Origin of the sequence: Pseudophaeobacter sp. TrK17 (genome assembly GCF_042192375.1) — a bacterium.
Taxonomy (GTDB): domain Bacteria; phylum Pseudomonadota; class Alphaproteobacteria; order Rhodobacterales; family Rhodobacteraceae; genus Pseudophaeobacter.
Genome location: NZ_CP071700.1, coordinates 2,635,869 through 2,656,858, shown reverse-complemented (window position 1 = coordinate 2,656,858; position 20,990 = coordinate 2,635,869). Strand labels below are relative to the sequence as shown.

Sequence of the window (20,990 nt, the reverse complement as noted above, 5' to 3'; positions counted from 1 at the left end):
ATATGCTATTCGGTCTTGATGGCGTCGAACTCGGCCTGCTCATCGTATTTCTATGCCTTTTTGGAGGCATCCTCTCCGGTTTCCCGGTGGCTTTTGCCATCGGTGGTGCCGGTATCATCTCCTTTGGGATCATCGCGGCACTGGACAGTGCCGGACTGCTGATCCACCAGGCCATTGATACCTCTTCCGAGGTCTATCGCAGCCTTGTGGATAGCGGGGTGAAACCTGATGCAATTTCAATCTTCCGATATCCGGAACTGCCGCGCATTGCCGAGCCTGTGTTTGTACAGGGATGGGAATATGCGATGGATCGCAATGTCTCGTTCATTGTGAACCGGATGAACGAGCGGGTTCTGGCCGGGGCGTCGATTGAAACCCTGCTGGCAGTTTTGATGTTCGTTCTGATGGGGATCACCCTGGAACGGTCCAAAATTGCGAATGACCTGCTGACAACAATGGCGCGGGTCTTTGGCCCGCTGCCGGGTGGTCTTGCGGTGTCTATCGTTGTGGTTGGTGCCTTCCTGGCGGCCTCCACCGGGATTGTTGGTGCCACCGTGGTGACCATGGGCCTGCTGGCCCTTCCCACCATGTTGCGCAACAACTACTCGCCTGAACTGGCAACTGGTGTGATCGCGGCCTCTGGTACCCTGGGGCAAATCATTCCACCGTCCATCGTGATCGTTCTTCTGGGGACCCTGGCGGGGGATCTGTATTCCACTGCGCAGGAAAGCCGGGCGATGGAGGCGGGTTGTTCCGACGCTTTGACCTATCTGGGCGAGCCGGCGGTTGTCTCTGTGGGCACATTGTTCCAGGCGGCTTTGCTGCCGGGGATCATGCTGGCGCTGCTTTATGCGCTTTATGCCTTTGGCTATGCGATGCTGAACCCGGAAAAAGCGCCAGCTGTTGCGCTGGAGGCCAGCACCAATGAGCCGGTGACGCGCAACGAAGCGCTGCTGTGGTTCCTTGGCGCACCTGCTGCCATCATTGGCGGTGCCATGCTGTTGGGCTCCTTTGGGGTGATCGGTTCGCAGAACATTACTGTCTCGGCATTTTCTGACGCAGGTCAAACCGCCTCTTTGCGGACCAATGTCGGACCTCAGTGCCAAGCGGCAATGATTGACCTGCACGGTCAAGAGGCCTGGGATGCCGCAGTTGCGGAACAGACCGCGATTGATGCGGCTGGCGGCGTTGCACAGGCAACCAAGCTGACTGAGGAAGAGTTTGCTCAGGCAGGGGTCGACAAGATCGCGGCAGCTGCTCCGATTGGCACAGGCGTCACCATCCTGGTGATCATGCTGGGGCTGGTTCTGGCCATTGGTCGTGGGGTTGCTCCGTCGCGGGACACCAAGCCGCTGATCCTGGGGGCCATTGGCCTGTTGCTGGTTTTGCTCGTCGATGTTCTGTTGATTGCACCTACGACAACGCCCGGTGTCACGGTTCTGTTGTTGGCTCTGCCTGCGCTGTTGGCGCTGTATGGTGCGCGCGAAGCTGCCGCCCGCTGTGCGCGCAATGATCTGATCCGGGTGGTTTTCCCACCGCTGGTTCTGATTGTTGCCGTGCTTGGGTCGATCCTTGGTGGTATTACCAACCCAACGCCCGCTGCGGCGCTTGGCGCCGGTGGTGCAATCATGCTGGCGGCCTACCGCAAGCTGCAGGACCAAGGCAAGTCGGGCAAGATCATCATCTGGGCCACCTTTGCCGTGATGATTGCGATCCTGATCGGGGTGAACTTTGATCTGCGGATCAACCAGTCTGATGTCAGCGTCGAAAGCTGGATCGCCTTTGGTGTTGCCTATGGTGCCTATCTGTTTGCTCTGTTTGGCCTGCTTTATGGCTGCTGGGTTCTGTACAAAGGCGCTGTTCTGACACCCATTGTGCGGGAAACAGCCAAGGTTACCTCCATGGTCTTTACCATCCTGATCGGCTCGCAGCTGCTCAATCTAGTGGTGATTTCCTTTGGTGGTGAACACTACATCCAGCAGTTCCTGAAGAGCTTTGACAATGAGATGACGGTCTTCCTGATCGTGATGTTGGTGCTGTTCTTCCTGGGCTTTGTGCTCGACTTCCTCGAGATCATCTACATCGTGATCCCGATTGTTGGTCCGGTCATCTATGGCGGTTCCTTTGATCCCAAATGGGTGACGATCATGGTTGCGGTGAACCTGCAGACCTCCTTCCTGACACCACCTTTTGGCTTTGCGCTGTTCTATCTGCGTGGGGTCGCACCAAAAGAGGTGACCACCGGACATATCTATCGTGGGGTTCTGCCCTTCGTATTGATCCAGGTGGCGGGGCTGGCGCTGCTGTGGTTCTTCCCCTCGATTGTGACCATCATTCCGGCGCTGATCCCCAACTGATCAGGACGATCCTGGAACTAGACGATTGCAAAGGGGCTCCGGTTTGGGGCCCCTTTTGCGATTGCGCAGGGGGGCGCAACGGGCCGATCTGACAGGTGGCTTTACAAAGTCAGGATAGGCATTAGTCTGGGGCCTGTGTTCTGGTGGGGGCTGGGGCAAATAAAAGGAGTGGTATTCCATGTCCTTAGTGCGAGAATGGCGGTTGGCCAAAAAGCGGTATGACGCGGCCCATACCCAAGCGCAAAAACAGATTCAGGGCTTAAATACCAAGCTCTCCGCGGTAGAGTATTATCTGCATGCATTGCGCGACAATAAACTCTCTGATCAGGCGCATATGCGCAAGATTGACGCCTATCTGGATGAGTTTTCCCCCGACAGTATCGAGACAATCCAGGCTGCACTGTTTCGTGAGCTGGAGAACCTGACTGCAATCGAGTGTCGCCCTGAAGCGGGGATCGAAAGAACGCTTGCAGCATTGGAGCAAATCCTGGAAGCCGCAGAAGAGCTGATGGCCAAAGGCGAGGTCTCTGCAGCCCAATGGAGCCAATACCGGGAGGTCTATGACCGCAGCGCCCATCGGCTGATGGATGCCGGGGATGTTTTTGAGGAGTTCATCAATAAACGGGCAAATATGGAAGAAAAACTGGCCCTGCGGCTGGACCACGCCACACTTCTGAAAAAAATCACTCAGCGCAGCCGCGCGGTGCATGACTACCTGCAGCGCAACGAGATCCCCGGCTAGGCGCGACCTGGCTGGCCTTTTGCGCTAATCTGTTGTGAATTCTAGCAAGTCCCAGCGATTGCCAAAGGGATCTTGCCAGACGGCCACTGTGCCATAGGGCTCCTGACGTGGCGCTTCTTCAAACAGGACACCAAGGGCAAGCATCCGGGCATGGTCACGGGCAAAATCATCTGTTGTCAGGAATAGCCCGACGCGGCCGCCAAACTGGTTGCCAATGGCGGCATCTTGGACAGGCCCTGTTGCCCGCGCCAGGATCAGGCTGCCCTGGGTGGCACCTGGGGGCAGGATGCGCACCCAGCGTTTGTGGCCCTGGTCGATGTCCTCGACCAGCTGCCAGCCCAGAAGATCACAGTAATAGGCGATTGCGGCATCATAGTCCGGTACCAGCAAAGCAACCGCATGCAGTGCCTGAACTGGGCTGGGCTTGCTCATCTGCGGCGATGAACTGGCTGCTCGGGCAAGTGGATATTAGCCACCTGTTCGGCGATGGGATCTGTGGACAATGGATGGCTGCTTTCGGCAAATTCTGCCGGATCGCGCATCGGTTTCCAAGCCCCCTGATGATAGACTTCAAGGCCGGAAAACTTTTCTTTGTAGCTCATCTTGCTGCTGCCGGGCACCCAGTAGCCAAGATAGACATAGGGAAGTCCGGTCTCCAGTGCGATGGCGATATGATCCAGGATCATATAGGTGCCGATGGAGTTTTGCGGCTGGTCCGGGTCGTAGAAGGAATAAACCATGCTCAACCCGTCTTCCAGCACATCGGTCAGCGAGACCGCAACAAGGCCGCTGAACTGGGGTTCGGTGTATTCGATAACCCGGCTTCGGATCGGGGTTTCCTCGATCATTGCGGCATATTCAAAGACATCCATATCCGCCATGCCACCGTCAGAATGGCGGCTGTCAAGGTAGCGTCGGAACAGGGTGTATTGATCTTCTGTCGCCCAGGGAGAGGTGGCGCGGCGCAACAAGGAGGCATTGCGCTTGAGGATGCGTTTCTGGCTGCGGGTCTTTACAAAGGCGCTGACATCAATGCGGGCCGACATGCAGGCAGAACAATCCGAGCATGAAGGGCGATAGAGCACGTTTTGAGACCGGCGAAACCCTTGATGCGACAGGCTATTGTTCAGCTGATCGGCACCTTCACCCTGTAGCGAGGTGAACAGCTTCCGCTCCATCCGGTTTTCCAGATAGGGGCAGGGCTGGGGGGCCGTGACATAGAACTGAGGAGCAATGGGAAGTGTGTGACGCATCTGAGGCTAGACTAACAAACAGGATTTCTTGATCATATGAAACAACCACAAGATAGCAATGGCAAAGCCAGACTCCAAGCGGCCAATGGAAACTGGTTAAAATCGCGAGACAAGCGGTCGCGCTGCAAAAGATGCTGCACAGCGCGCGCCAGATGTGCGTTGTCTGGATTGAAGCCCCTTAGATGTATGTTGCCTGGTGCAAAGAAGGTCCAAGCGGCGCTTCATACCTGCCGCTCTGGTGCACTGGCGAAATGGGTAGGGGGCTATCTGGCCGCAGCAGAGCAAGCACGGTTTCCCCGCTTGGCCAGCACAGGCTTAAGCGCGCCGGTTGAGCATGACAGTCCCCAACAGAGCGTCGCTTAGCCCCTGTCCTCTGGAGGTGGTCAGCATCATGATGATCGAAATCACCTGCAACACGGGAACTGCGACAGAAAAGGTAAAGCCAAGTGTGTGCAGCATGGCCTGCTGCCCGTTCAAACGGCGCCCGGACAGGTCGCGCAGTTCAATCCCGGCAAAACGCATACCCAGAGTGGCAGAGCTGTTTGTGAGGGTAACGGTTCGGTAGATAAAACCGATCACCAAATAGAGCAGCGGCCAAATGAGGAGGCCAACAAAAGCCGTCAAAAGCACTATTACAAGGCTCAACACGATGATCAGAATACTATCGACAACCCATGCCACGAGACGTTTTGGGGCGGTGAGCGCGTAGAATTCGGCCTGATAATCGGGGTCGGGCAGGGAGGTCATGGGGATGCCTTTTTGAATGTGGATGACATAGAGGGCGCCGCCCCCGGCCTAAGCCTAGGCTAAGGGGGCGGCGCGGTCTTGAACAGAGGTTAGTGGGACTTTTCAGCGCGGTCCTCGTCGCTGGAATCTTCCGCAGGCATTGTGCTGCGTTCATCCATGAATTGGTCGAACTCGGCCTTGTCCTTGGCATCGCGCAGACGCTGCATAAAGCCTTCAAAATCGTTCTGTTCCTGCTCAAGCCGGCGCAGAGTGTCTTCTTTGTAGGCATCAAAGGCAGAGTTCCCGGAGGGTTTCATTGCCGACATACCATGGCTGGCCCAGGGTTTACGGCTGTGGCTGCGGCAGGATTTGTTGAACATACGTTTGCTCCAGATCATGTAAAAGAGAAGGGCGAGGCCGATGGGCCAGAAAAAGACAAAGCCAAGAACCATTGCGGCGATCCAGGCACCTTTGCCCTTTTGGTCCAGCCAGGCTTCGCTACGGGTAAACCATCCCTGTTGACTGTGGGCAGGGGGGGGGGAGGTCATTGCTGTCATAATTCGTCTCCAGGGGTTGCAGTCTTGCGACTGGGTAACTGCGTTTGTTCGATGTAAATCGTGTTCACATTACTTCATATTGGAGTGACTGCGCCCTGCTTCAAGCCCGTATGTGAATCTTATTTACATTTTGTTTCGCGCCACCGATATGGGGCCTAAAACGATACGGGCGCCTAAAGCGACGGCGTCAGGGGACAGATCTTAGCGCGCCCCTGGCCCTGCGCCGCGCGGTCGGACACGTTGACACCGTGGATGATACTGTACGCCTGCTGAGTGTCCCTGGCGCTTATGGCAGCGAAGCACTGCGCGTTTCAAAGCGATTGCCGGACTACTTTCGGCATCTTGGCCACCGACTGTGGCGGGTGTAGCGGGACACTTCGCGTTGCAGTACGGGACACTTCCCGTTGCAGCAAATTATTTTCCTGATTGGTCGGCCGAAGGCGGCTCGGACGTAAGGTTGATTTGCGTCCCACCGGCCGTCGGGCTGACAGGGTCGGCCCACCCTAAGAGCGTCTTGAATTGGTTCAACCGTCCGCATGCAGAACAGCGCCCGTTGAAACTTTTCAAAGCTTCCCTGGCCTCTACTGTGAGCTACTCCCCAATCCTTGGACAGGATCTGGCGTGATTTAAGCTACTCTTTGCATCTGCTGATCGGGGTTGGTTGTTTCGTTTCTCTGCCAATAGATCACAGCGGGTGGTTTGCCGCCAAGGGCGGAATGAGGGCGCTTGTGGTTGTAGAACGCGATCCACTTTCTGACGCCAGCTTTGGCCTCTGATCCGGTCTCCCATGCGTGCAGATAAACGCATTCGTATTTCAGCGACCGCCACAGTCGTTCGACAAAGATATTGTCGAGGAACCGGCCTTTGCCGTCCATTGAGATGCGGATGCCGGATCGACGCAGGCGGTCGGTCCAAGCAAATGACGTGAACTGGCTGCCCTGATCCGTATTCATGATCTCGGGTGGGCCGAACTTGTGGATCGCTTCATTCAAGGCATCAACACAGAACTCGGCTTCCAGCGTGTTTGAGATACGCCACGCCAGCACCTTGCGCGTGTGCCAGTCCATGATGGCGACCAAATATAAAAACCCACGCCGCATCGGCAGGTAGGTGATGTCGGCGCACCAAACTTGGTTGGGCCGATCCACGCGCAAGCCGCGCAACAGATAAGGGTAAATCTTGTGACCCTTCGCTGCCTTGCTGGTGTTGGGCTTCTGATAGATCGGCATGAGGCCCATCAGCCGCATCAGGCGTCTGATCCGCTTCTTATTGACGAGGTGGTCGTCATTGCGTAGGTGCCATGTCATCTGACGCACGCCGTAAAACGGCGTTTCCAGGAACTGCTTGTCGATCAGGCGCATCAGATCGAGGTTCATCTCACTTTCGCCCTTCGGCTCATAGTAGAACGAGGACCGCGAGATCGACAGCAGCGAACATTGCTTGCTGACTGACAGACCTTTTAGGTTCGGCTCAATCATCTTGCGCCTCACTTGCCGGTCCAAGGTTTGAGCTTTCTGGCCAAAAAATCGTTGGCGACGGCCAACTCCCCAATCTTGGCGTGCAGGTCTTTGACCTGCTCCTCATCGACTTCCGGTGCCTTCCGTCCGCCACGCTCAAATACGCCCGATGCGCCTTCAAGTAATGCGCGCTTCCACTGATGGATCATCGTTGGGTGCACGCCAAACCGAATGGCCAAATCGCTGACCGTCTCTTCGCCTTTCAACGCCTCCAACGCCTCCAACGCCTCCTTGGCTTTGAATTCTGGATGATGTTGCTTCCGTTTCGACATTCCTGATCTCCTTCGTGTTGAAGATCAGCAGACAACAAATAGCAGCTTACGTCAGTGTCCGAATTTCGGGGGGTAGCCCAGTACCTGTCACAGATGGCTGATCAAACTTCCCGCCGGTATCTGTTTGTTGCCATTGATCGGGCTACACGCTGGGTTTTTATCCGTATCTACAGCAGCAAGACAGCGGCCAACGCGCGCCGCTTTTTGCGTGATCTAGAGCGGGCTTGCCCACTTCGCATCCGAACCATACTCACAGACAATGGAAAGGAGTTCTCCGACCGTCTCTTTGGCCTGCGCAAGCGCGAACAAAGCGGAAAACATGATTTTGACAAGCTCTGCGCCGAACTGGATATCGAACACCGTCTGACGCCGCCAAGATCGCCCCAAACAAACGGCATGGTCGAGCGCTTCAACGGTCGCATCGAAGACGTGCTGCAAAGCCACCACTTCCGATCAGGCGAAGAATTGGAGACCACGCTGCACCGCTATGTTTGGCTCTACAACCAACAGCTTCCGCAATCAGCCTTGGGCAGCAAGACGCCCTTGCAAGCGATGAAGCACTGGCACAAACTCAAACCAGAACTGTTCAACAAACTGCCATACTACCGTCCGGGATGTGACACCTAGCTCTTCGACTTTCTCTTCTGCCTGCTTGTCACCAGCCAAAGCAAGTTCTCGGAGTTTTTCAATAAGGTCATAGCAAACGGCAACCCAACAAGAGACTATAGAAGAGCGGTAAGCGCCGGCGCGGTAGCTTACTACAGACTCTCGTATGAACTCTTTGGAGCTGTCATTCCGGCATTTCAGTATCAACTCGTCCAAGTCTACGAGGTTTCCGGCCACTACTTTCTCGCTTTCACTTTCGGTTCTATACAATCTAAGGTGTCGATTTACTTACCATGCGCAGTCTTGACAGCAAGCGAATATGGAGGGCATCCGAAAAAGTTTGCAATGAGAAGTGTCTCAAAGTCGACGCATGGGCCTTTAAGAGCCATTCTAGCTGAGTTTGAAAGACAAAACGCCTTAGGGCTTCATACGTCCTTAAAGCTAACTAAAATTCTTGTTTAACAAGGGCCTGTTCGGATTCTTCCGAGATCATCCGGCCTCTTCCGGTTACTGCAACATGAAGTGTCTCCTAACACCGACTGATGCGGGGGGGGGGCGCCAGATAGCTGCGGCAGCTTTCCCTGCCTCTGCCGCGCTCTTTACGCTGCGTTTACTTCTAATTCGAGCGCTTCGGCGGCACGGCGGAGGATCGTCGCAAGTGCGCCGGAAAAATGCTCTGGATTATCGTTTGGAACCAGGATGCTGATGGTTCGATCCGCACCGGGTATGGTCAGCGGCATGACCCGGACTTCGTTGCGGTGGATCCCTTGTCGTCGGGTAAAAAGGTCAGGGAGGATGCCAATGCCTGCTCCCGTCGCGGCCATCAGCACAATCGAGTCGAGACTTGTGCCCTCGTAATCGTTGGACACCATGGCGCCGCTTGCGCCGGCGATGCCATAGACAATACGCGCCAGCCTGTGGCCGGTATCGAGCGTCAGTAGCCGCTGCCCTGCGAGGTCTGCCGCTACGACCTGGCTGCGCCCTGCCAGCGGATGGTCCTGCGCCACCGCAACCCAGAGCGGTTCGACAAACAGGTGATGCTGAAAGGTGTTGGGGTGATCTTCGGGTGTCGAGATAATCGCGTCGAAACGCCCGTTTCTTATGCCCTCATCGAGGCTTAGTGTGTTTTCCTCGCGTACAATGACGCGCAGGTTGGGCTCGGCTGCGTGCAAAGCCTTCATCGCTTGCGGCAAAAGATATGGCCCAATTGACGGTAGCACGCCCAACCGTAGTCTGCCGCCAAACGGCAGGTCCGACAGCATACTGCCGCGCAGAGCTTCGACCTCGGACAGGATGCGACGGGCGCGGGTGACAAATTCCAGCCCCCGGGCGGTCGTGCGTGCACCGGCGCGCCCTCGGTCAAAAAGCCGCAAGCCAAGGTCGGTTTCTACTGCAGCCACCTGGTTCGAAAGGCTGGGTTGACTGACGTGCAGCGTTTCCGCAGCAAGGCCAAAACTGCCCAGCTGATGGATCGTGACGATATACTCCATTTGGCGCAGTGTTGGTCGCATCCATAATCTCAGACTATATTTTATGTCGTTAGATTGTATTTAAACTATCAGATGAATTCGGGCAACAGGCGGTAAACCTGTTGCGGAGATACAAATCATGCAGATTTTTGACAGCCTTGTGGGCAACCTGATGGTGCCGACGATATTGTTCTTTGTCCTTGGTCTTTTGGCTGCGGTCGTGCGCAGCGACCTTTCGATCCCCGAAGGTGCGGCCAAATTTATGTCGCTCTATCTTCTCTTGGCAATTGGCTTCAAAGGGGGGCACAGCCTGGCAGAAAACGGCCTGAGCCCAGAGGTCTTCACGGCACTGGGTGCTGGGTTGGTGCTGTCCTTCTTGATCCCCTTTATTGCCTACGCCCTGCTGCGCGGCATGACTCGGTTGAATGCGCTGAATGCAGCCGCTGTGGCGGGTCACTATGGCTCAATCTCTATCGTTACCTTCGTCGCGGCCTCCAGCCTGCTGGAGCTGACTGACATTGCTTCGGATGGCTACATGGTTGCTGTGGCCGCAACGATGGAGGTCCCTGCGATCCTCTCGGCGTTGTGGATTGCCCATCGCTTTGGACGGGAGGGGGTGGCGGAACACATGCCCATGCGAGAGCTTTTTGCCAATGGCTCCATCGTGCTTTTGACTGGTGCGTTTGTGATTGGCGTGCTGACGCAGGACAGGGGCATGGAGATGATCGCGCCCTTTGTCGTCACACCCTTCACCGGCATACTCTGCCTGTTCCTGCTGGACATGGGCCTGTCTGCTGGCCGCAGCCTGTTGCGCAACCGGCACCTGCTAAGCACAGGGCTGTTTGCCTTTGGCATCATGATGCCAATCCTCGGCGCGGTGCTGGCCTGGGGCATGGGCGCGATGATCGGTTTGCAGACTGGCAGCCTGTTTCTGTTGATGGTTCTTGCCGCTTCGGCCTCTTATATCGCGGTGCCAGCAGCAATGAAGATCGCGCTGCCGCAGGCCGAGGCAGGCATTTACCTGACGCTGTCTTTGGGGGTGACCTTTCCGTTTAACATCACAGTCGGGCTTCCCCTGTACCGCTGGCTTGCGGGGCTGGTCTAAGACCCTGGCGGGGCCTGCGGCTCCGCCACGTGTTGTCGCAGGATGCATAAAGCACGCAGAATGGTCCTTGGTTCACTCCCATTGAAAGACAGACCAAACCAAAGAGAGGCCAGGGCCAGTCCCTATATTGCGGATGGTGCAATCACACCAGGACAAGCAATGCGCAGATAGTGCTGTAGCATTTCCACGGTCGCCAAGACGCTTTGATAGGCATTCTTTTTCACAACATATCCGGCCACGTTGTAGCGGTTGGAGTTGGCAACATCAGTCGGGTCCTCGGAGGTCGTCAGGACAAAAACGATGGTATGCGCCAATTCCGGCCTGCTGCGCAGTTCAGCAAGAAATTCCAGGCCGTTCATCCGGGGCATGTTCAAATCCAACAGAACAAGGCAGGGATTGCGGCCTGGGGTATCGTTCAACACCTGCAATTGCTCCAGCGCTTCCAGCCCGTTCCGGCCGACGCGCACAGGGTTGCTCATACCAAGTTTGCGCATAGCCCGCTGTACCGAAGCGACGCCGATGTCATCGTCGTCAACGATGAGCAGTGTTATCTCTTGCGGCTGTTTCATTGCGCATGAGCCTTGCCGAGCAGCAGCATGCCTGCCTTTGGCCCCAAGGACCGGGTGAGTGTCCCACCGATGTTACCATTTGCCCCATGCTTCAAATCAGCCACCCGTATCATTTTTAGCCATGGGCTGTTTGCCGGAACTGCCCCTTTGCTTCCTTAATACATTAGACATGAAAGGTTGCCTGTCTGTTAATTGCAGGATTTTGAATGTATGGCTGTAGAGTTTGAACTATAAAGTTTTCAATAATTTATCGCAAAATGAAGGGGTGTTAACGCATTTTTATCGGTGGGGCGGCACCCTATGTTTAGCGGCTAAAACGCCTAAGCCGACCAGCGCTACGTCGGTCGCCAGAAACATACCAGGAGGCCTGTTGCGATGACGCCAGAAGGGGCACGGAATGACGCAGAAGCGGGTCTGCTGCAGCCTGGTTCGCAACAGCAGACAGCGGATGAGATCATCTACCGTCTGTCACATGATTTGCGCGGGTCAACGCGGGCGCTGTCGGATTTGCCCACTTGGATACAGGAAGACTTGGAGGAAGCCGGGCTGGAGTTACCCGATTCAGTCCAAGATTGCCTGCATTTGATGCAAAATCATACGCAGCGGCTTAACAAAATGATCGATGGATTGCTGTTGCATTCCCGCGTAGGTCGCAGTCCAGCGGAGGTGATGGATGGTGGGCAGGCAGTCAGAAAGGTTCTGACGCGCCGCACATTGCCTGACACAGCGCGGCTGCGCAGCAAGCTGCAAGAAGGCGCGGTGCAGATTTCCATGCCTGATCTGGAGATGGCTGTCGACGTGCTGATCAGCAATGCGTTGATACATGGGTCCCCTGACACAAGAATTGCCATAACCGGGTCTATTGAACAGGACAGCCCAGAGACCGGACTTGGGGATTTCTGGGTGTTGAAAGTCAGGGACAATGGCCCCGGAATCCCCGAACGCCATTGGACAGAAGTTTTCAAACCTATGGTCTCGCTGCATGCCGCCAGCGAAGACAAAGGTGTTGGCATGGGATTGGCCATCCTGGACAAGATCGCCCTGCACTGCGGCGGGCGCGCATGGGTTGCCCGACCTTCAAGAGACAGGCAGGGCGCGTCCTTGTGTTTGGCCCTGCCTTTATCAGATGAAACACAGATGCAATCACCGTCTAGGGTCAGGGCCCATTAATCCTGCACCATCAGTTTGTGAGATCGGGTCTCTGACAAGACGCGTTTGTTCAGCTGTAGTGGTTATATTTCAACAAGATGTGACGCGGGCAGCAGCAAAGTTCGTTAAACCTGCCACGCCAAAGGGGGGCCGATGTCTTGTCGGCCCCCCTTTGGGGTGATCGGTGGTCACTCTACTTCACTTCATTTCAGCGTCTTGGGTGGCTTGCACATAGAGCGACTATTCACGGCAGGCCCCAAACCACTGAAATTTTAGAAAATTCGGCTGCCGACGCAGGATTATCGGGTTCCGACCCTAGTGAACCGGTTTGCTGAACCCATCGGCGTAGGCTTCTACCTCATCAAAGAACCGCCAAACTGCGAGGCAGTTTTGCTCGATTTTATCGAGTGCCTGCGGATCTGGCAAAAGACCCATGTTATGGCAATTCCGAATAAAGCTGACCTGGCGATAAATCTGGCGAAGCCGGGGCTGGAGTTCTGCAATGCAGCCTTTGGCAATCCCCTTTACAACGGCCTCTGACGCTTCATGCAATCTGTAAGTCAGGTCCGGATCCGGCATCGAAGAGGTCAGCGCCTGGAAGATGGTTTGGCGCAGTTTGTCTGCGGTCAGGTGGTCTTTTTCCAGAAAGTCGGTGCAGCCAGCCTTGATGGTTCTGACAACAGATTCTGTATCCTGCATGCCAGACACCATGACGACAGGCAGTTCTGCGCTGTCAGGCCTTCTGCGCAGAGACTGCATGACATCGCACCCGTCGAGATCCCCCAACCTCAAATCCAGTAGGCATAGGTCAATGACCTGATGATCCAAAACGTCATTCATCTGCTCGACTGAAGAACAGGCGTGAACTTCCACCTTCTTGTCGACCTTTTGCAACAGGCGCTGGAGACGTGTCAGGTCAAAGTCATCATCATCAAAAACGAGTATTTCCAAAGCGGTCTGCGCTGCGAGCAAGCCCTGCTTGGGATGTTCGATATTTGTTAACTGCATAAAACAACTCCACTCTTTACGGGTGCATTTGAAACTAACACTAAACACGGGAAGATTTCTAAATGATTGTATTAATAAATTGATTTGTTATGACTTGTCTTTCTATCAACTGACATTCCCCAAGTGGAACGTCCTCCCGCCCACCTTGCCGCTGTTCTGCGCTCCTATCAAGCCTCTTGGACCCATGGTGCCGTTGTTCGGGCATCTGACGCGCGAACTGAGCACGATTTCCGGTCTCGGGGGCGAGGTTGATCCGGATATTGGTCTGACCGACCCCCGTATGGATAGACCGGTTGAGCCGCTTTTGTTCAGGTTTTATGATTAACGATGTTGTCATTAGGGAACCGGCGGTGCGCGCAGCCGATGTATGGCCGCAAGGATGCGGTTGAACAGATCGCCGCTGACAGCCACCTCGGCCAGTTGGAAGGTGATTGCACGGGCGTGACGCACAACCCTCGCACCAATCTTGATCAATCGCGTCTGCAGGCTTGTCAGTGACCAGTCGGCTATCTCATCAGGTAGATCAGTGCCCTGTAGGAAGGCACCGATATTGTAAGCCAGTGCATGGAGTTGCAGCCGCACCTCGTTCTGCGCCATGCCTTTGCAGGACAAACGGGTCCAGTTGATCGCCTGCTTGCCTTCCTTGATGTATTGCTCGGCGGTGCCGCGTTGGTTGTAGAAGCGGATGATCCAGTCGGGTTCCATCGGCATGTTGGTGACCACGAAGCCCACGCGCGGGAACAACTCGCTGGGATGCCATTCCACCTTGGCGATGACACGACGAGGTTTGTCCCAAGATGCCGCCTGATATTGGAAGTCGCCGTAGATGCGCTTCACGCCTTTTGGCGGACGACCCACAGGGCGCTTGAGCAGATGCGCAATCTTGCCCTGAAGAACGCGATTGGCCCGAAGGCGGATGGCGTAGAAATAGTTTTCCAGTTCCAGAGTTTTGTATAGCTCCGGGATGGCGAACGCAGCATCCCCCCGGAAGAACCGCATCAGGTGACGATCCGCATATCGCGCGATGACGGGCTTCAGAACCTCTTCCCACCCATCTGCGCTGTGAACATTGCCGGGGCGCAGGGCGCAGCGTTCCAAATGGCCAAACTGGTTGAAGACGAACAGCGGGTGATAGCACATGCAGCCGAAATGCCCGTTCCAAGCGGTGCCTTCTTGCGCGCCGTGGGTGGGACTGACTGAACTGTCCATGTCGAGCGTGATCCACTTGGGCGGTTTGCGATTGTGAACCCGGTCGATCCAGTGTCCTGATAAATCCGCCAGCACAGTGCGATTGTCGGTTGCCGCCAACACCTCGGTCTCGAACCGTCCCATCTGGCTCGCAGACGCGGCCTTGGCCTCAACGGCACGCCCTCCAACGACCTGCCGCATCACCGGATCAAGCGATAAACGGTCCGCGTCATTAACATCATCATATCCGGCCAGCCGCCCAAAGACCGACTGGCGCAACAAGCCGACCAGTGAGTGCAGGCGATTGTGGCCAGTTCGCGTGTCTCTCAGAAATCCGCCCGCAATGTCGTGCAGGCCGAGCACTTCATCCAATTCCCTGAACAACAGTAATCCACCGTCCGAGCTGATCTTGGAACCATGAAACTCCAGCCGGACCCGGCGGTCAAAACTGAGCCGCCCATCACCCGTTTCGCGTGCACCCTCTGGGTGATCCATAATCCACCACCTTCAGCCAAATTAACATACTGAAATATAACACATTAGTGGCCGTTGGAGGCGCGAAAACGTCAAGTTACTTGGGAAATGCGGGATCAAATTTAACACCTAATGGGAGTGTGCGTATTTGAATGCCGCATCCATGGAATTTTTTAGGTCAGAACTTATAACCAATAAATAGCAAGAGCAGCCCGCGAGATGGAAGAGGAGCATGATTTTGAAGAGCGATGATAGCGTATTGCCACGCGTCGCCAGTTTTTGAAATTTGGCGGAATGGCCTGCCTGCGTGCAGGATGATTGGGTCCTGTATTTAATGCGGGCGAGCCGTTAGGACAGCATAAAATAATTTCCCCGCAGAATTTTATGCAAGTTTATTAACTAAACCAATTTAGTGTCAGGGGAAGCCAAACAGAAACTCAGGAGCGTTTTATGTCTGATGTTGTTTCCTCGTCTATCACCGGGAATCTGGCAGATACCACGACACATGCCAATGCGTTGGCCGATGCGCTGGCATGGTTTGATATTACCGCATCAGACCAGGAGGAAAGGCGGCGCCTGTCCGGTATTGCAGAGCAAATGGCCGGGGAAATCATCGAAGCGTTTTATGACCATATTCTATCTTTTGGTCAGGCCTCAAAACATTTTCAGGATGAGGAACACATCAATCGGGTGAAACGCGCGCAGGTCCGGTATTTTGAGGAATTGGTATCAGCCGATATTGATGACGCCTATATCGAGAACCGTCGTTTGATTGGCCGCATCCATGAACAGGCTGGGGTAACACCCACGCTCTATATCGGGGCATACGCCTTTTATATGCACCGCCTTGGGCACGTCATACTGGACAAGCTGGCCGAAAAACCAGAAGAGGCCTTCCGGTTGATGCTGGCGCTGTTGAAGATATCCCATTTCGACATGTCCCTGGCGCTGGAAACCTACGTGGAAACCCGTGAGGAGACGATCCAGAATCGTGAGCGCGAACTGAGCGAACTGCCGACTCCGGTGCTGAAATTGCGCGAGGGCCTCTTGCTGATACCTGTCGTGGGAACGCTTGACAGCCACCGGGCCCGGTCGCTGACCGTGGAGCTTCTTGAAGGCATCCGCGAACATCGCGCCCAGGTCGTTGTGCTGGATATCACCGGTGTGGCTGGAGTGGACAGCGCAGTGGCCAACCATCTGATCCAATCCATGAGCGCCGCGCGCCTGATGGGCGCGGCCTCTGTTCTGACTGGCATTTCTGCAGAGGTGGCCCAGGCCCTGGTCAAGATCGGTGTATCGGGCCAGCAACTTAATACTGCCGGGGATTTGCAGCAGGGAATTAAGATCGCTGAAAAGTTGATCGGTACCTGATCCCGATGGCTGTACGCGTTCCCATCCTGCAACAGAACCGGCGTTTGATTGCGTCTATTCAGGAAGATCTGTCAGATCAGGAAATTCTGGATCTGCAGAGTAGGCTGCTGGATATGGTGGTGACCAAAGGCGTGACTGGCGTCATCATTGATGTCAGTGCTGTGGATGTCCTGGACAGTTTCAGCAGCCGCACCTTATCCGAGATTGCAGGCGGCGTGTACCTGCGGGGCGCAAAGCTGGTCCTTGTCGGCATTCAGCCTGAAGTCGCCATGGCTCTGGTTCTTCTGGGGCTGACCCTGAAGGATGTTGAGACCGCGCTGGATCTTGACCGCGGCATGGCGCTATTGGATCGGTCAGGCGCATGAAAATGGCTGGCGGAGTTCCCGACATTCAGCTTCGTCGGATCACCACGGACAGTGATATTGTTGCGGCTCGGAAGTTGGGGCGCAACATTGCGGAATCCCTTGGGTTCAGTCGGCCAGACCAAGCACTGGTGGCGACTGCGATTTCAGAACTGGCCCGCAATATCGTCAATTATGCGGGCAAAGGAGAAATCCAGATTGCAGTGATCCAGGACACAAAAGGGGCTGGTATTCTGGTCCGGGCCAGTGATCAAGGCCCGGGTATCAAAGACCTTTCCAAGGCGATGCAGGACGGGTTTTCTACCGGGAACAGCCTGGGGCTCGGCCTGCCTGGAACCAAGCGTATCATGGACGAATTTGATATTTCTTCCCAGCCAGGTGAAGGCGTGCTCGTGGTCGCCGCCATGTGGTGCAAGCCATGAAACAAGGTGTGCTGGATAGGCAAGGTTACAGTATCAGCTGGGCAATCGAGCACCGCTCGAAACACTCAGGATCAGCCTGCGGGGATGGCTATTTGCTGCGCTTTATTGGCCCCGTACTTGTCGCGGCAGTGGTCGATGGCACGGGCAGCGGAACAGCAGCAGCGCAGGCTGCCAATCAGTGTCTCAGACGGCTGAGCGAAGCGGAGCACCCGGACCTGCGCCAGATCTTTGCGCTGTCGCATCAAGCCTTGAAAGGAACCCGCGGGGCGGCTCTTGGTGTTGCTTTGATTTCCCTTGAATCCCTGACACTGGACTGGGCTGCTATGGGCGATATTGATGGTGTCCTGCTTCAGGGCAGGTCTCAGACGGACTCGGTTATCCAGTGCGGCGGCACACTGGGGTTGGCCTTTGGATCGCTGCTGCCGCAGAGACTGGCTTTGCAGCCGCCTGCCACGATCGTGCTGGTCAGTGATGGCATATCTGCCAGCTATCGCAGCCAATTGGACGCCTATGAAAGTGCAGCAGATCTGGCGCACAATACAGTGTTGCAACACGGCCGTCAGAATGACGATGCGATCGCACTGGCCGTGAAAATCGGTGCTGCGCCATGATCAATAGCGCAGATGAAATAACTGAAACAGAAATCAGCGACTTCGGCGCCTTTTACAGCGGAGCCCTGAGGAAGTATCTGGTCAGTCAGGACGAGGACGTTCTTGATTCCGCACATCTTTTTTCGCGATCAGCGCTTGGGAAACGGTTGACGTTCTCGGAACTGGCCAGCCTGCATCATCGGGCCTGCGTTGCAGTGTTAGAGACCGTTTCCGCAGCTGAAACGCGCCAGATGGTCGCCCGGATGGAAGTGTTTTTTCTGGAGGTTGCGGCTGTCTACGATATGGCTCTCAAAGGCTACAGGCAGAACTTGGAGCAACTGCACCGCGAAATAGAGGAACGCCGTAAGGCGGAGCAGGAACTGCGCAATGTCACCGTCGAACTGGCCCATCAGCGTGATCAGCTGGACGATCAAGTGCGGGCCCGTACTCAGGAACTAGAAGTCCAGTCCAACAAGCTCCGGCGGCAGAACGCGCGTTTGGTGCAGACAAATCTGGAACAGTCCGATTTTACCTATGCAATTTCCCATGACTTGAAATCGCCAAATAACACGATCAGGATGATTTTGCAGATCCTGGCACAGGACTATGGCAGCAGCCTCGACGAGGAGGCCCGCTCCTTGCTGACTGCTGCGCTGGAAACGGCGGACCGGATGATCAAGATCATCGAGGATGTGTTGAAATATTCCCAAACTCTTGGTGACGAAACACAACATGAAACAGTCTCGCTGGCAAAAACCTTGCAATCCATTGCCGAAGATACCAAGGCCGATTTGCTGAGCAACAAAGGCCAGTTGGATCTGGCTGATCTGCCCGATCTGATCTGTTCTCCGATGCAGGTGCGGATCATGTTCCAGAACTTCATTTCCAATGCGATAAAGTTTCGCCGGGATGGCGTTGCGCCGCGCATAGAGGTGTTCACTGAAGTGCAAGAGGATGGCGGCACGGATATCGTGGTGCGTGACAATGGAATTGGAATCGCCGAGGAACACAAAGCCCGGATTTTCGGCCTGTTCCAACGGTTGCATACCTATGATGTTTACCCAGGCTCAGGACTCGGCCTTGCCCTGTGTCAGCGTGTTGCCTCAAATCATGGCTGGAATATTTCTATCACTTCGAAACCCGGCTTGGGATCCAGTTTCCGTATTTCCATCAATCCGGAGCAACTGCCATGACCGCCCCGATCCGCATCATGTTGATTGATGATGAAAAAGTTGACCTCATGCTGTACCGGCGTCTGTTTGTACAATGGAGCGAAGAGGTGGAGACGGTTGTTTTCAGCTATGCCTTTGAAGCCTTGGAGTATCTGAAGGACGAAACCAACCCGCCGGTGGATGCCATTCTGCTGGATATAAATTTGCCGCGCATGAGCGGCTTTGAGTTCCTGGACGAGTTGGATTTTGTTTTCCACAAAAACGTCTGGCCTGATCTTTTTGTCTTGTCGACGTCAATGGACCCACGCGACCGTCTCCGGGGCCTGGCCCACGAGAAGGTGCGCGGATTTATAGAAAAGCCGCTGACAGGAGAGAAGCTTCAAGAAATCATAGGAGTTCTGGCACAAGACTAGGTCGCTAAAGCCTCGCTTGGTGGCGATACTCGCGGTGAGGCCGCGCTAAATGGCGACACCGCGCTCGGCATCCCGGTTGCCAAGCCCCCGGAATAAGGGCGTCCAGGACAAGGGAACTCATACCTTCACCTTCTTTGCGCAACAATGCCCGGTGTACCGGGTGGTCGTGCCGCCTGAATACCCGCGATGAAGAGGCTGCATCCAAACCACTTGCATGCGACTGCTCACCAATGCCAGCGTTCATGCTTTAGGGGGGGCTAGGGACTGGCATGTACCACCCGGCAGGTGATGCTGCCGAAAGCAAAAAGGCGACGGGCTTTGAAAGCCAGATTGCAGGCACACCTGGCACGACATGGGGGAGTAATGCGTCGCCGCATGGGCTGCTGTGAGGTGAAAGAGGCCCTGCACCGCTTGCGTATGTAAGTCCGGGCTGGGCGGAAGCGCCAATTTCCGCTATCTGCAAGAGAATTGTTAAGTTCATTACTTGACGCCCGAAAACCAATGAAATACTAGCTGACCACACTGAGCGGGCGTTGTGTAATGGTAAGACCTTAGCCTTCCAAGCTAATGACGCGGGTTCGATTCCCGCCGCCCGCTCCATAAAATCCCCTGCAAAATACATCATAAAATTTGGCAAGTGGTCATGGATATAGGCTCACAGCGTCCGTGATTTGACAGTGCCCCCCCCCTTGCGCAACCCTGCTGTTTGGCAAAATATCTGTCAGCCCGATCAGGCAGAATGAAGGGGGCTGCCCCTAGTCTACAATTCGGGATGCAGCCTCGGCGATTTTGGACCGCAACCACATATGCGGCGCCGAAACATGGGTCCGGGCGGTCCAGTAGAGATCGATTGAAAGCTCTGCTGGAAAGGGGCAGGGAACCGATACCACCGCATCGCCGAACATCTGGGCAATCCGTGAGGGCACAGTGGCGATCATATCGGTTTGCACCAGAATGTCGGGCAGATTGGCCGGGCTTGGGACTTCCATCACAGTGTTGGGCACATGCCCGGACGCCTCCATCACCACCAGAAACCGAGACCTGAAACTGCCTCCGTAGTTCACCACCACCTGCGGCGCCTTGACAAAGCGTTCGATGGTCAGTGGGGTCCGAGCAAGAGGGTTAGATGGATCCATGACGCAGGTGTATTCTTCGCGTAAAAGCGATCTTCGGTAGTATCCGCTGTCCTCGATCCTGATCGGGCCAATCAGAAGATCACTTTCCGAGCGCAACAGCTGCTGTTTGGCCTGGGCGGAGGAGGAAATCACCTTGAGTTTGATGCCTGGTGCTTCGCGCCGCAGAATGCGGGTCACGTGGGGCAGGATCGTAACTCTCTCGTAAAAGTTACAGCTGAGCCCGATTTCAACAGAGGCCTCGGCCGGGTCAAACTGTCGTTGCGCGGTCAAGGTTTCAAACCGATCAATCAGCTCGCCGGCCTGGGCCACGATCTCGTTGCAGCGGTCTGTTGGCACCATACCGGCGCCTTGGCGCACAAACAGCGGATCGCTGAACACCTCGCGCAGGCGGGACATGGTGTAGCTGATTGTCGATTGCGTAACGCCAAGGGTTTCGGCGGCCCGTGAAAAGCTCCCGTGGGCAAAAACCAGGCGGAGCGTACGCAGAGCTGCGAAATCCAAAGCAAAGGGATCTTGGGTCATCGGGACATCC

General features: G+C 55.5%; 21 protein-coding genes, 1 tRNA gene and 1 pseudogene. 13 read left to right on the top strand and 10 right to left on the bottom strand.

Annotated elements, in window-relative coordinates; genetic code table 11:
• Positions 1-2 precede the first annotated feature (2 nt).
• Together JZI28_RS12550 and JZI28_RS12545 are read left to right on the top strand one after the other, a co-directional pair.
• Complete coding sequence (locus tag JZI28_RS12550; protein WP_349387958.1) at positions 3-2,357, top strand: TRAP transporter large permease subunit; 2,355 nt, start codon at positions 3-5, stop codon at positions 2,355-2,357.
• Between the two features lie 178 nt (positions 2,358-2,535).
• Entirely contained in the window at positions 2,536-3,099 is a 564-nt protein-coding gene (locus JZI28_RS12545; RefSeq protein WP_375697809.1) for a hypothetical protein, read from the top strand.
• Between the two features lie 24 nt (positions 3,100-3,123).
• Here JZI28_RS12545 and JZI28_RS12540 read toward each other — a convergent pair whose 3' ends face one another.
• The 5 genes from JZI28_RS12540 to JZI28_RS12520 form a co-directional block, all read right to left on the bottom strand.
• Positions 3,124-3,531 carry a VOC family protein gene (locus tag JZI28_RS12540; RefSeq protein ID WP_297339621.1) on the bottom strand — a complete coding sequence of 136 codons (408 nt, stop codon included), beginning with the start codon at positions 3,529-3,531 and terminating at the stop codon, positions 3,124-3,126.
• Positions 3,528-4,352, bottom strand: a complete 825-nt coding sequence (locus JZI28_RS12535) for an arginyltransferase (protein WP_295454373.1) — start codon at positions 4,350-4,352, stop codon at positions 3,528-3,530. The genes JZI28_RS12540 and JZI28_RS12535 overlap by 4 nt, the downstream gene beginning before the upstream one ends.
• 315 nt (positions 4,353-4,667) lie before the next feature.
• A complete protein-coding gene (locus JZI28_RS12530) occupies positions 4,668-5,099 on the bottom strand; it encodes an RDD family protein (protein ID WP_295454372.1) in 432 nt (143 codons plus the stop codon).
• Positions 5,100-5,188: 89 nt separating this feature from the next.
• Positions 5,189-5,635 carry a DUF2852 domain-containing protein gene (locus JZI28_RS12525; RefSeq protein WP_375697808.1) on the bottom strand — a complete coding sequence of 149 codons (447 nt, stop codon included), beginning with the start codon at positions 5,633-5,635 and terminating at the stop codon, positions 5,189-5,191.
• A gap of 626 nt (positions 5,636-6,261) precedes the next feature.
• A protein-coding gene (locus JZI28_RS12520; RefSeq protein WP_375697807.1) for an IS3 family transposase occupies positions 6,262-7,424 on the bottom strand; the annotation gives its coding sequence in 2 pieces (ribosomal slippage) (positions 6,262-7,154 and positions 7,154-7,424; 1,164 coding nt in all).
• A 78-nt stretch (positions 7,425-7,502) separates the two neighbouring features.
• On the opposite strand from JZI28_RS12520, the pseudogene JZI28_RS12515 reads away from it, so the two are divergent.
• Positions 7,503-8,051: pseudogene (locus JZI28_RS12515) on the top strand (integrase core domain-containing protein); the annotation flags it as partial.
• Between the two features lie 578 nt (positions 8,052-8,629).
• Here the strand turns inward: JZI28_RS12515 and JZI28_RS12510 are convergent.
• Positions 8,630-9,541 (bottom strand): LysR substrate-binding domain-containing protein, encoded by a 912-nt coding sequence (locus tag JZI28_RS12510; RefSeq protein ID WP_375697806.1) that lies wholly within the window; start codon positions 9,539-9,541, stop codon positions 8,630-8,632.
• A 97-nt stretch (positions 9,542-9,638) separates the two neighbouring features.
• Here JZI28_RS12510 and JZI28_RS12505 point away from each other — a divergent pair, with 97 nt between their 5' ends.
• Positions 9,639-10,604, top strand: a complete 966-nt coding sequence (locus JZI28_RS12505; protein ID WP_375697805.1) for a sodium-dependent bicarbonate transport family permease — start codon at positions 9,639-9,641, stop codon at positions 10,602-10,604.
• Positions 10,605-10,726: 122 nt separating this feature from the next.
• On the opposite strand, the gene JZI28_RS12500 is transcribed toward JZI28_RS12505, so the two are convergent.
• On the bottom strand, positions 10,727-11,173 hold the full coding sequence (locus JZI28_RS12500; RefSeq protein WP_375697804.1) for a response regulator: 447 nt from the start codon (positions 11,171-11,173) through the stop codon (positions 10,727-10,729).
• A gap of 375 nt (positions 11,174-11,548) precedes the next feature.
• Between JZI28_RS12500 and JZI28_RS12495 the strand changes: the two genes are divergently transcribed.
• Positions 11,549-12,343, top strand: a complete 795-nt coding sequence (locus JZI28_RS12495) for an ATP-binding protein (RefSeq protein WP_375697803.1) — start codon at positions 11,549-11,551, stop codon at positions 12,341-12,343.
• A gap of 294 nt (positions 12,344-12,637) precedes the next feature.
• Here JZI28_RS12495 and JZI28_RS12490 read toward each other — a convergent pair whose 3' ends face one another.
• Positions 12,638-13,330, bottom strand: coding sequence for a response regulator (locus JZI28_RS12490; RefSeq protein WP_375697802.1), 693 nt, complete (start codon positions 13,328-13,330; stop codon positions 12,638-12,640).
• A 184-nt stretch (positions 13,331-13,514) separates the two neighbouring features.
• Between JZI28_RS12490 and JZI28_RS12485 the strand changes: the two genes are divergently transcribed.
• Positions 13,515-13,655 carry a hypothetical protein gene (locus JZI28_RS12485; RefSeq protein WP_158441640.1) on the top strand — a complete coding sequence of 47 codons (141 nt, stop codon included), beginning with the start codon at positions 13,515-13,517 and terminating at the stop codon, positions 13,653-13,655.
• Positions 13,656-13,666: 11 nt separating this feature from the next.
• Here JZI28_RS12485 and JZI28_RS12480 read toward each other — a convergent pair whose 3' ends face one another.
• On the bottom strand, positions 13,667-15,013 hold the full coding sequence (locus JZI28_RS12480; RefSeq protein WP_040176196.1) for an IS1380 family transposase: 1,347 nt from the start codon (positions 15,011-15,013) through the stop codon (positions 13,667-13,669).
• A gap of 429 nt (positions 15,014-15,442) precedes the next feature.
• Here JZI28_RS12480 and JZI28_RS12475 point away from each other — a divergent pair, with 429 nt between their 5' ends.
• The 7 genes from JZI28_RS12475 (at position 15,443) to JZI28_RS12445 (ending at position 19,922) form a co-directional block, all read left to right on the top strand.
• A complete protein-coding gene (locus JZI28_RS12475; protein WP_375697801.1) occupies positions 15,443-16,363 on the top strand; it encodes a protoglobin domain-containing protein in 921 nt (306 codons plus the stop codon).
• 5 nt (positions 16,364-16,368) lie between these two features.
• A complete protein-coding gene (locus tag JZI28_RS12470; RefSeq protein ID WP_295454360.1) occupies positions 16,369-16,728 on the top strand; it encodes an STAS domain-containing protein in 360 nt (119 codons plus the stop codon).
• Between the two features lie 2 nt (positions 16,729-16,730).
• Positions 16,731-17,147, top strand: a complete 417-nt coding sequence (locus JZI28_RS12465) for an anti-sigma regulatory factor (RefSeq protein ID WP_295454359.1) — start codon at positions 16,731-16,733, stop codon at positions 17,145-17,147.
• Positions 17,144-17,758 (top strand): SpoIIE family protein phosphatase, encoded by a 615-nt coding sequence (locus JZI28_RS12460; protein ID WP_297339626.1) that lies wholly within the window; start codon positions 17,144-17,146, stop codon positions 17,756-17,758. Before JZI28_RS12465 ends, JZI28_RS12460 begins: the two co-directional genes overlap by 4 nt.
• Positions 17,755-18,930, top strand: a complete 1,176-nt coding sequence (locus JZI28_RS12455; RefSeq protein ID WP_297339627.1) for an ATP-binding protein — start codon at positions 17,755-17,757, stop codon at positions 18,928-18,930. Before JZI28_RS12460 ends, JZI28_RS12455 begins: the two co-directional genes overlap by 4 nt.
• Positions 18,927-19,322: a response regulator gene (locus JZI28_RS12450; RefSeq protein WP_297339628.1), complete on the top strand. Its 396-nt coding sequence runs from the start codon at positions 18,927-18,929 to the stop codon at positions 19,320-19,322. Before JZI28_RS12455 ends, JZI28_RS12450 begins: the two co-directional genes overlap by 4 nt.
• Positions 19,323-19,848: 526 nt before the next feature.
• Positions 19,849-19,922 (top strand) — tRNA-Gly (locus tag JZI28_RS12445).
• Positions 19,923-20,077: 155 nt separating this feature from the next.
• Here the strand turns inward: JZI28_RS12445 and JZI28_RS12440 are convergent.
• Positions 20,078-20,980: a LysR family transcriptional regulator gene (locus JZI28_RS12440; RefSeq protein ID WP_375697800.1), complete on the bottom strand. Its 903-nt coding sequence runs from the start codon at positions 20,978-20,980 to the stop codon at positions 20,078-20,080.
• Positions 20,981-20,990 lie beyond the last annotated feature (10 nt).

Excerpts from the sequence above, each read along its gene's own strand:
- JZI28_RS12505 (WP_375697805.1), top strand. The coding sequence starts at position 9,639 with ATGCAGATTTTTGACAGCCTTGTGGGCAACCTGATGGTGCCGACGATA.
- JZI28_RS12530 (WP_295454372.1), bottom strand. The coding sequence starts at position 5,099 with ATGACCTCCCTGCCCGACCCCGATTATCAGGCCGAATTCTACGCGCTC.
- JZI28_RS12535 (WP_295454373.1), bottom strand. The coding sequence starts at position 4,352 with ATGCGTCACACACTTCCCATTGCTCCTCAGTTCTATGTCACGGCCCCC.
- JZI28_RS12550 (WP_349387958.1), top strand. The coding sequence starts at position 3 with ATGCTATTCGGTCTTGATGGCGTCGAACTCGGCCTGCTCATCGTATTT.
- JZI28_RS12540 (WP_297339621.1), bottom strand. The coding sequence starts at position 3,531 with ATGAGCAAGCCCAGCCCAGTTCAGGCACTGCATGCGGTTGCTTTGCTG.
- JZI28_RS12450 (WP_297339628.1), top strand. The coding sequence starts at position 18,927 with ATGACCGCCCCGATCCGCATCATGTTGATTGATGATGAAAAAGTTGAC.
- JZI28_RS12460 (WP_297339626.1), top strand. The coding sequence starts at position 17,144 with ATGAAACAAGGTGTGCTGGATAGGCAAGGTTACAGTATCAGCTGGGCA.
- JZI28_RS12495 (WP_375697803.1), top strand. The coding sequence starts at position 11,549 with ATGACGCCAGAAGGGGCACGGAATGACGCAGAAGCGGGTCTGCTGCAG.
- JZI28_RS12545 (WP_375697809.1), top strand. The coding sequence starts at position 2,536 with ATGTCCTTAGTGCGAGAATGGCGGTTGGCCAAAAAGCGGTATGACGCG.
- JZI28_RS12470 (WP_295454360.1), top strand. The coding sequence starts at position 16,369 with ATGGCTGTACGCGTTCCCATCCTGCAACAGAACCGGCGTTTGATTGCG.
- JZI28_RS12500 (WP_375697804.1), bottom strand. The coding sequence starts at position 11,173 with ATGAAACAGCCGCAAGAGATAACACTGCTCATCGTTGACGACGATGAC.
- JZI28_RS12510 (WP_375697806.1), bottom strand. The coding sequence starts at position 9,541 with ATGCGACCAACACTGCGCCAAATGGAGTATATCGTCACGATCCATCAG.
- JZI28_RS12525 (WP_375697808.1), bottom strand. The coding sequence starts at position 5,635 with ATGACAGCAATGACCTCCCCCCCCCCTGCCCACAGTCAACAGGGATGG.
- JZI28_RS12455 (WP_297339627.1), top strand. The coding sequence starts at position 17,755 with ATGATCAATAGCGCAGATGAAATAACTGAAACAGAAATCAGCGACTTC.
- JZI28_RS12475 (WP_375697801.1), top strand. The coding sequence starts at position 15,443 with ATGTCTGATGTTGTTTCCTCGTCTATCACCGGGAATCTGGCAGATACC.
- JZI28_RS12480 (WP_040176196.1), bottom strand. The coding sequence starts at position 15,013 with ATGGATCACCCAGAGGGTGCACGCGAAACGGGTGATGGGCGGCTCAGT.
- JZI28_RS12485 (WP_158441640.1), top strand. The coding sequence starts at position 13,515 with ATGGTGCCGTTGTTCGGGCATCTGACGCGCGAACTGAGCACGATTTCC.
- JZI28_RS12440 (WP_375697800.1), bottom strand. The coding sequence starts at position 20,980 with ATGACCCAAGATCCCTTTGCTTTGGATTTCGCAGCTCTGCGTACGCTC.
- JZI28_RS12490 (WP_375697802.1), bottom strand. The coding sequence starts at position 13,330 with ATGCAGTTAACAAATATCGAACATCCCAAGCAGGGCTTGCTCGCAGCG.
- JZI28_RS12465 (WP_295454359.1), top strand. The coding sequence starts at position 16,731 with ATGGCTGGCGGAGTTCCCGACATTCAGCTTCGTCGGATCACCACGGAC.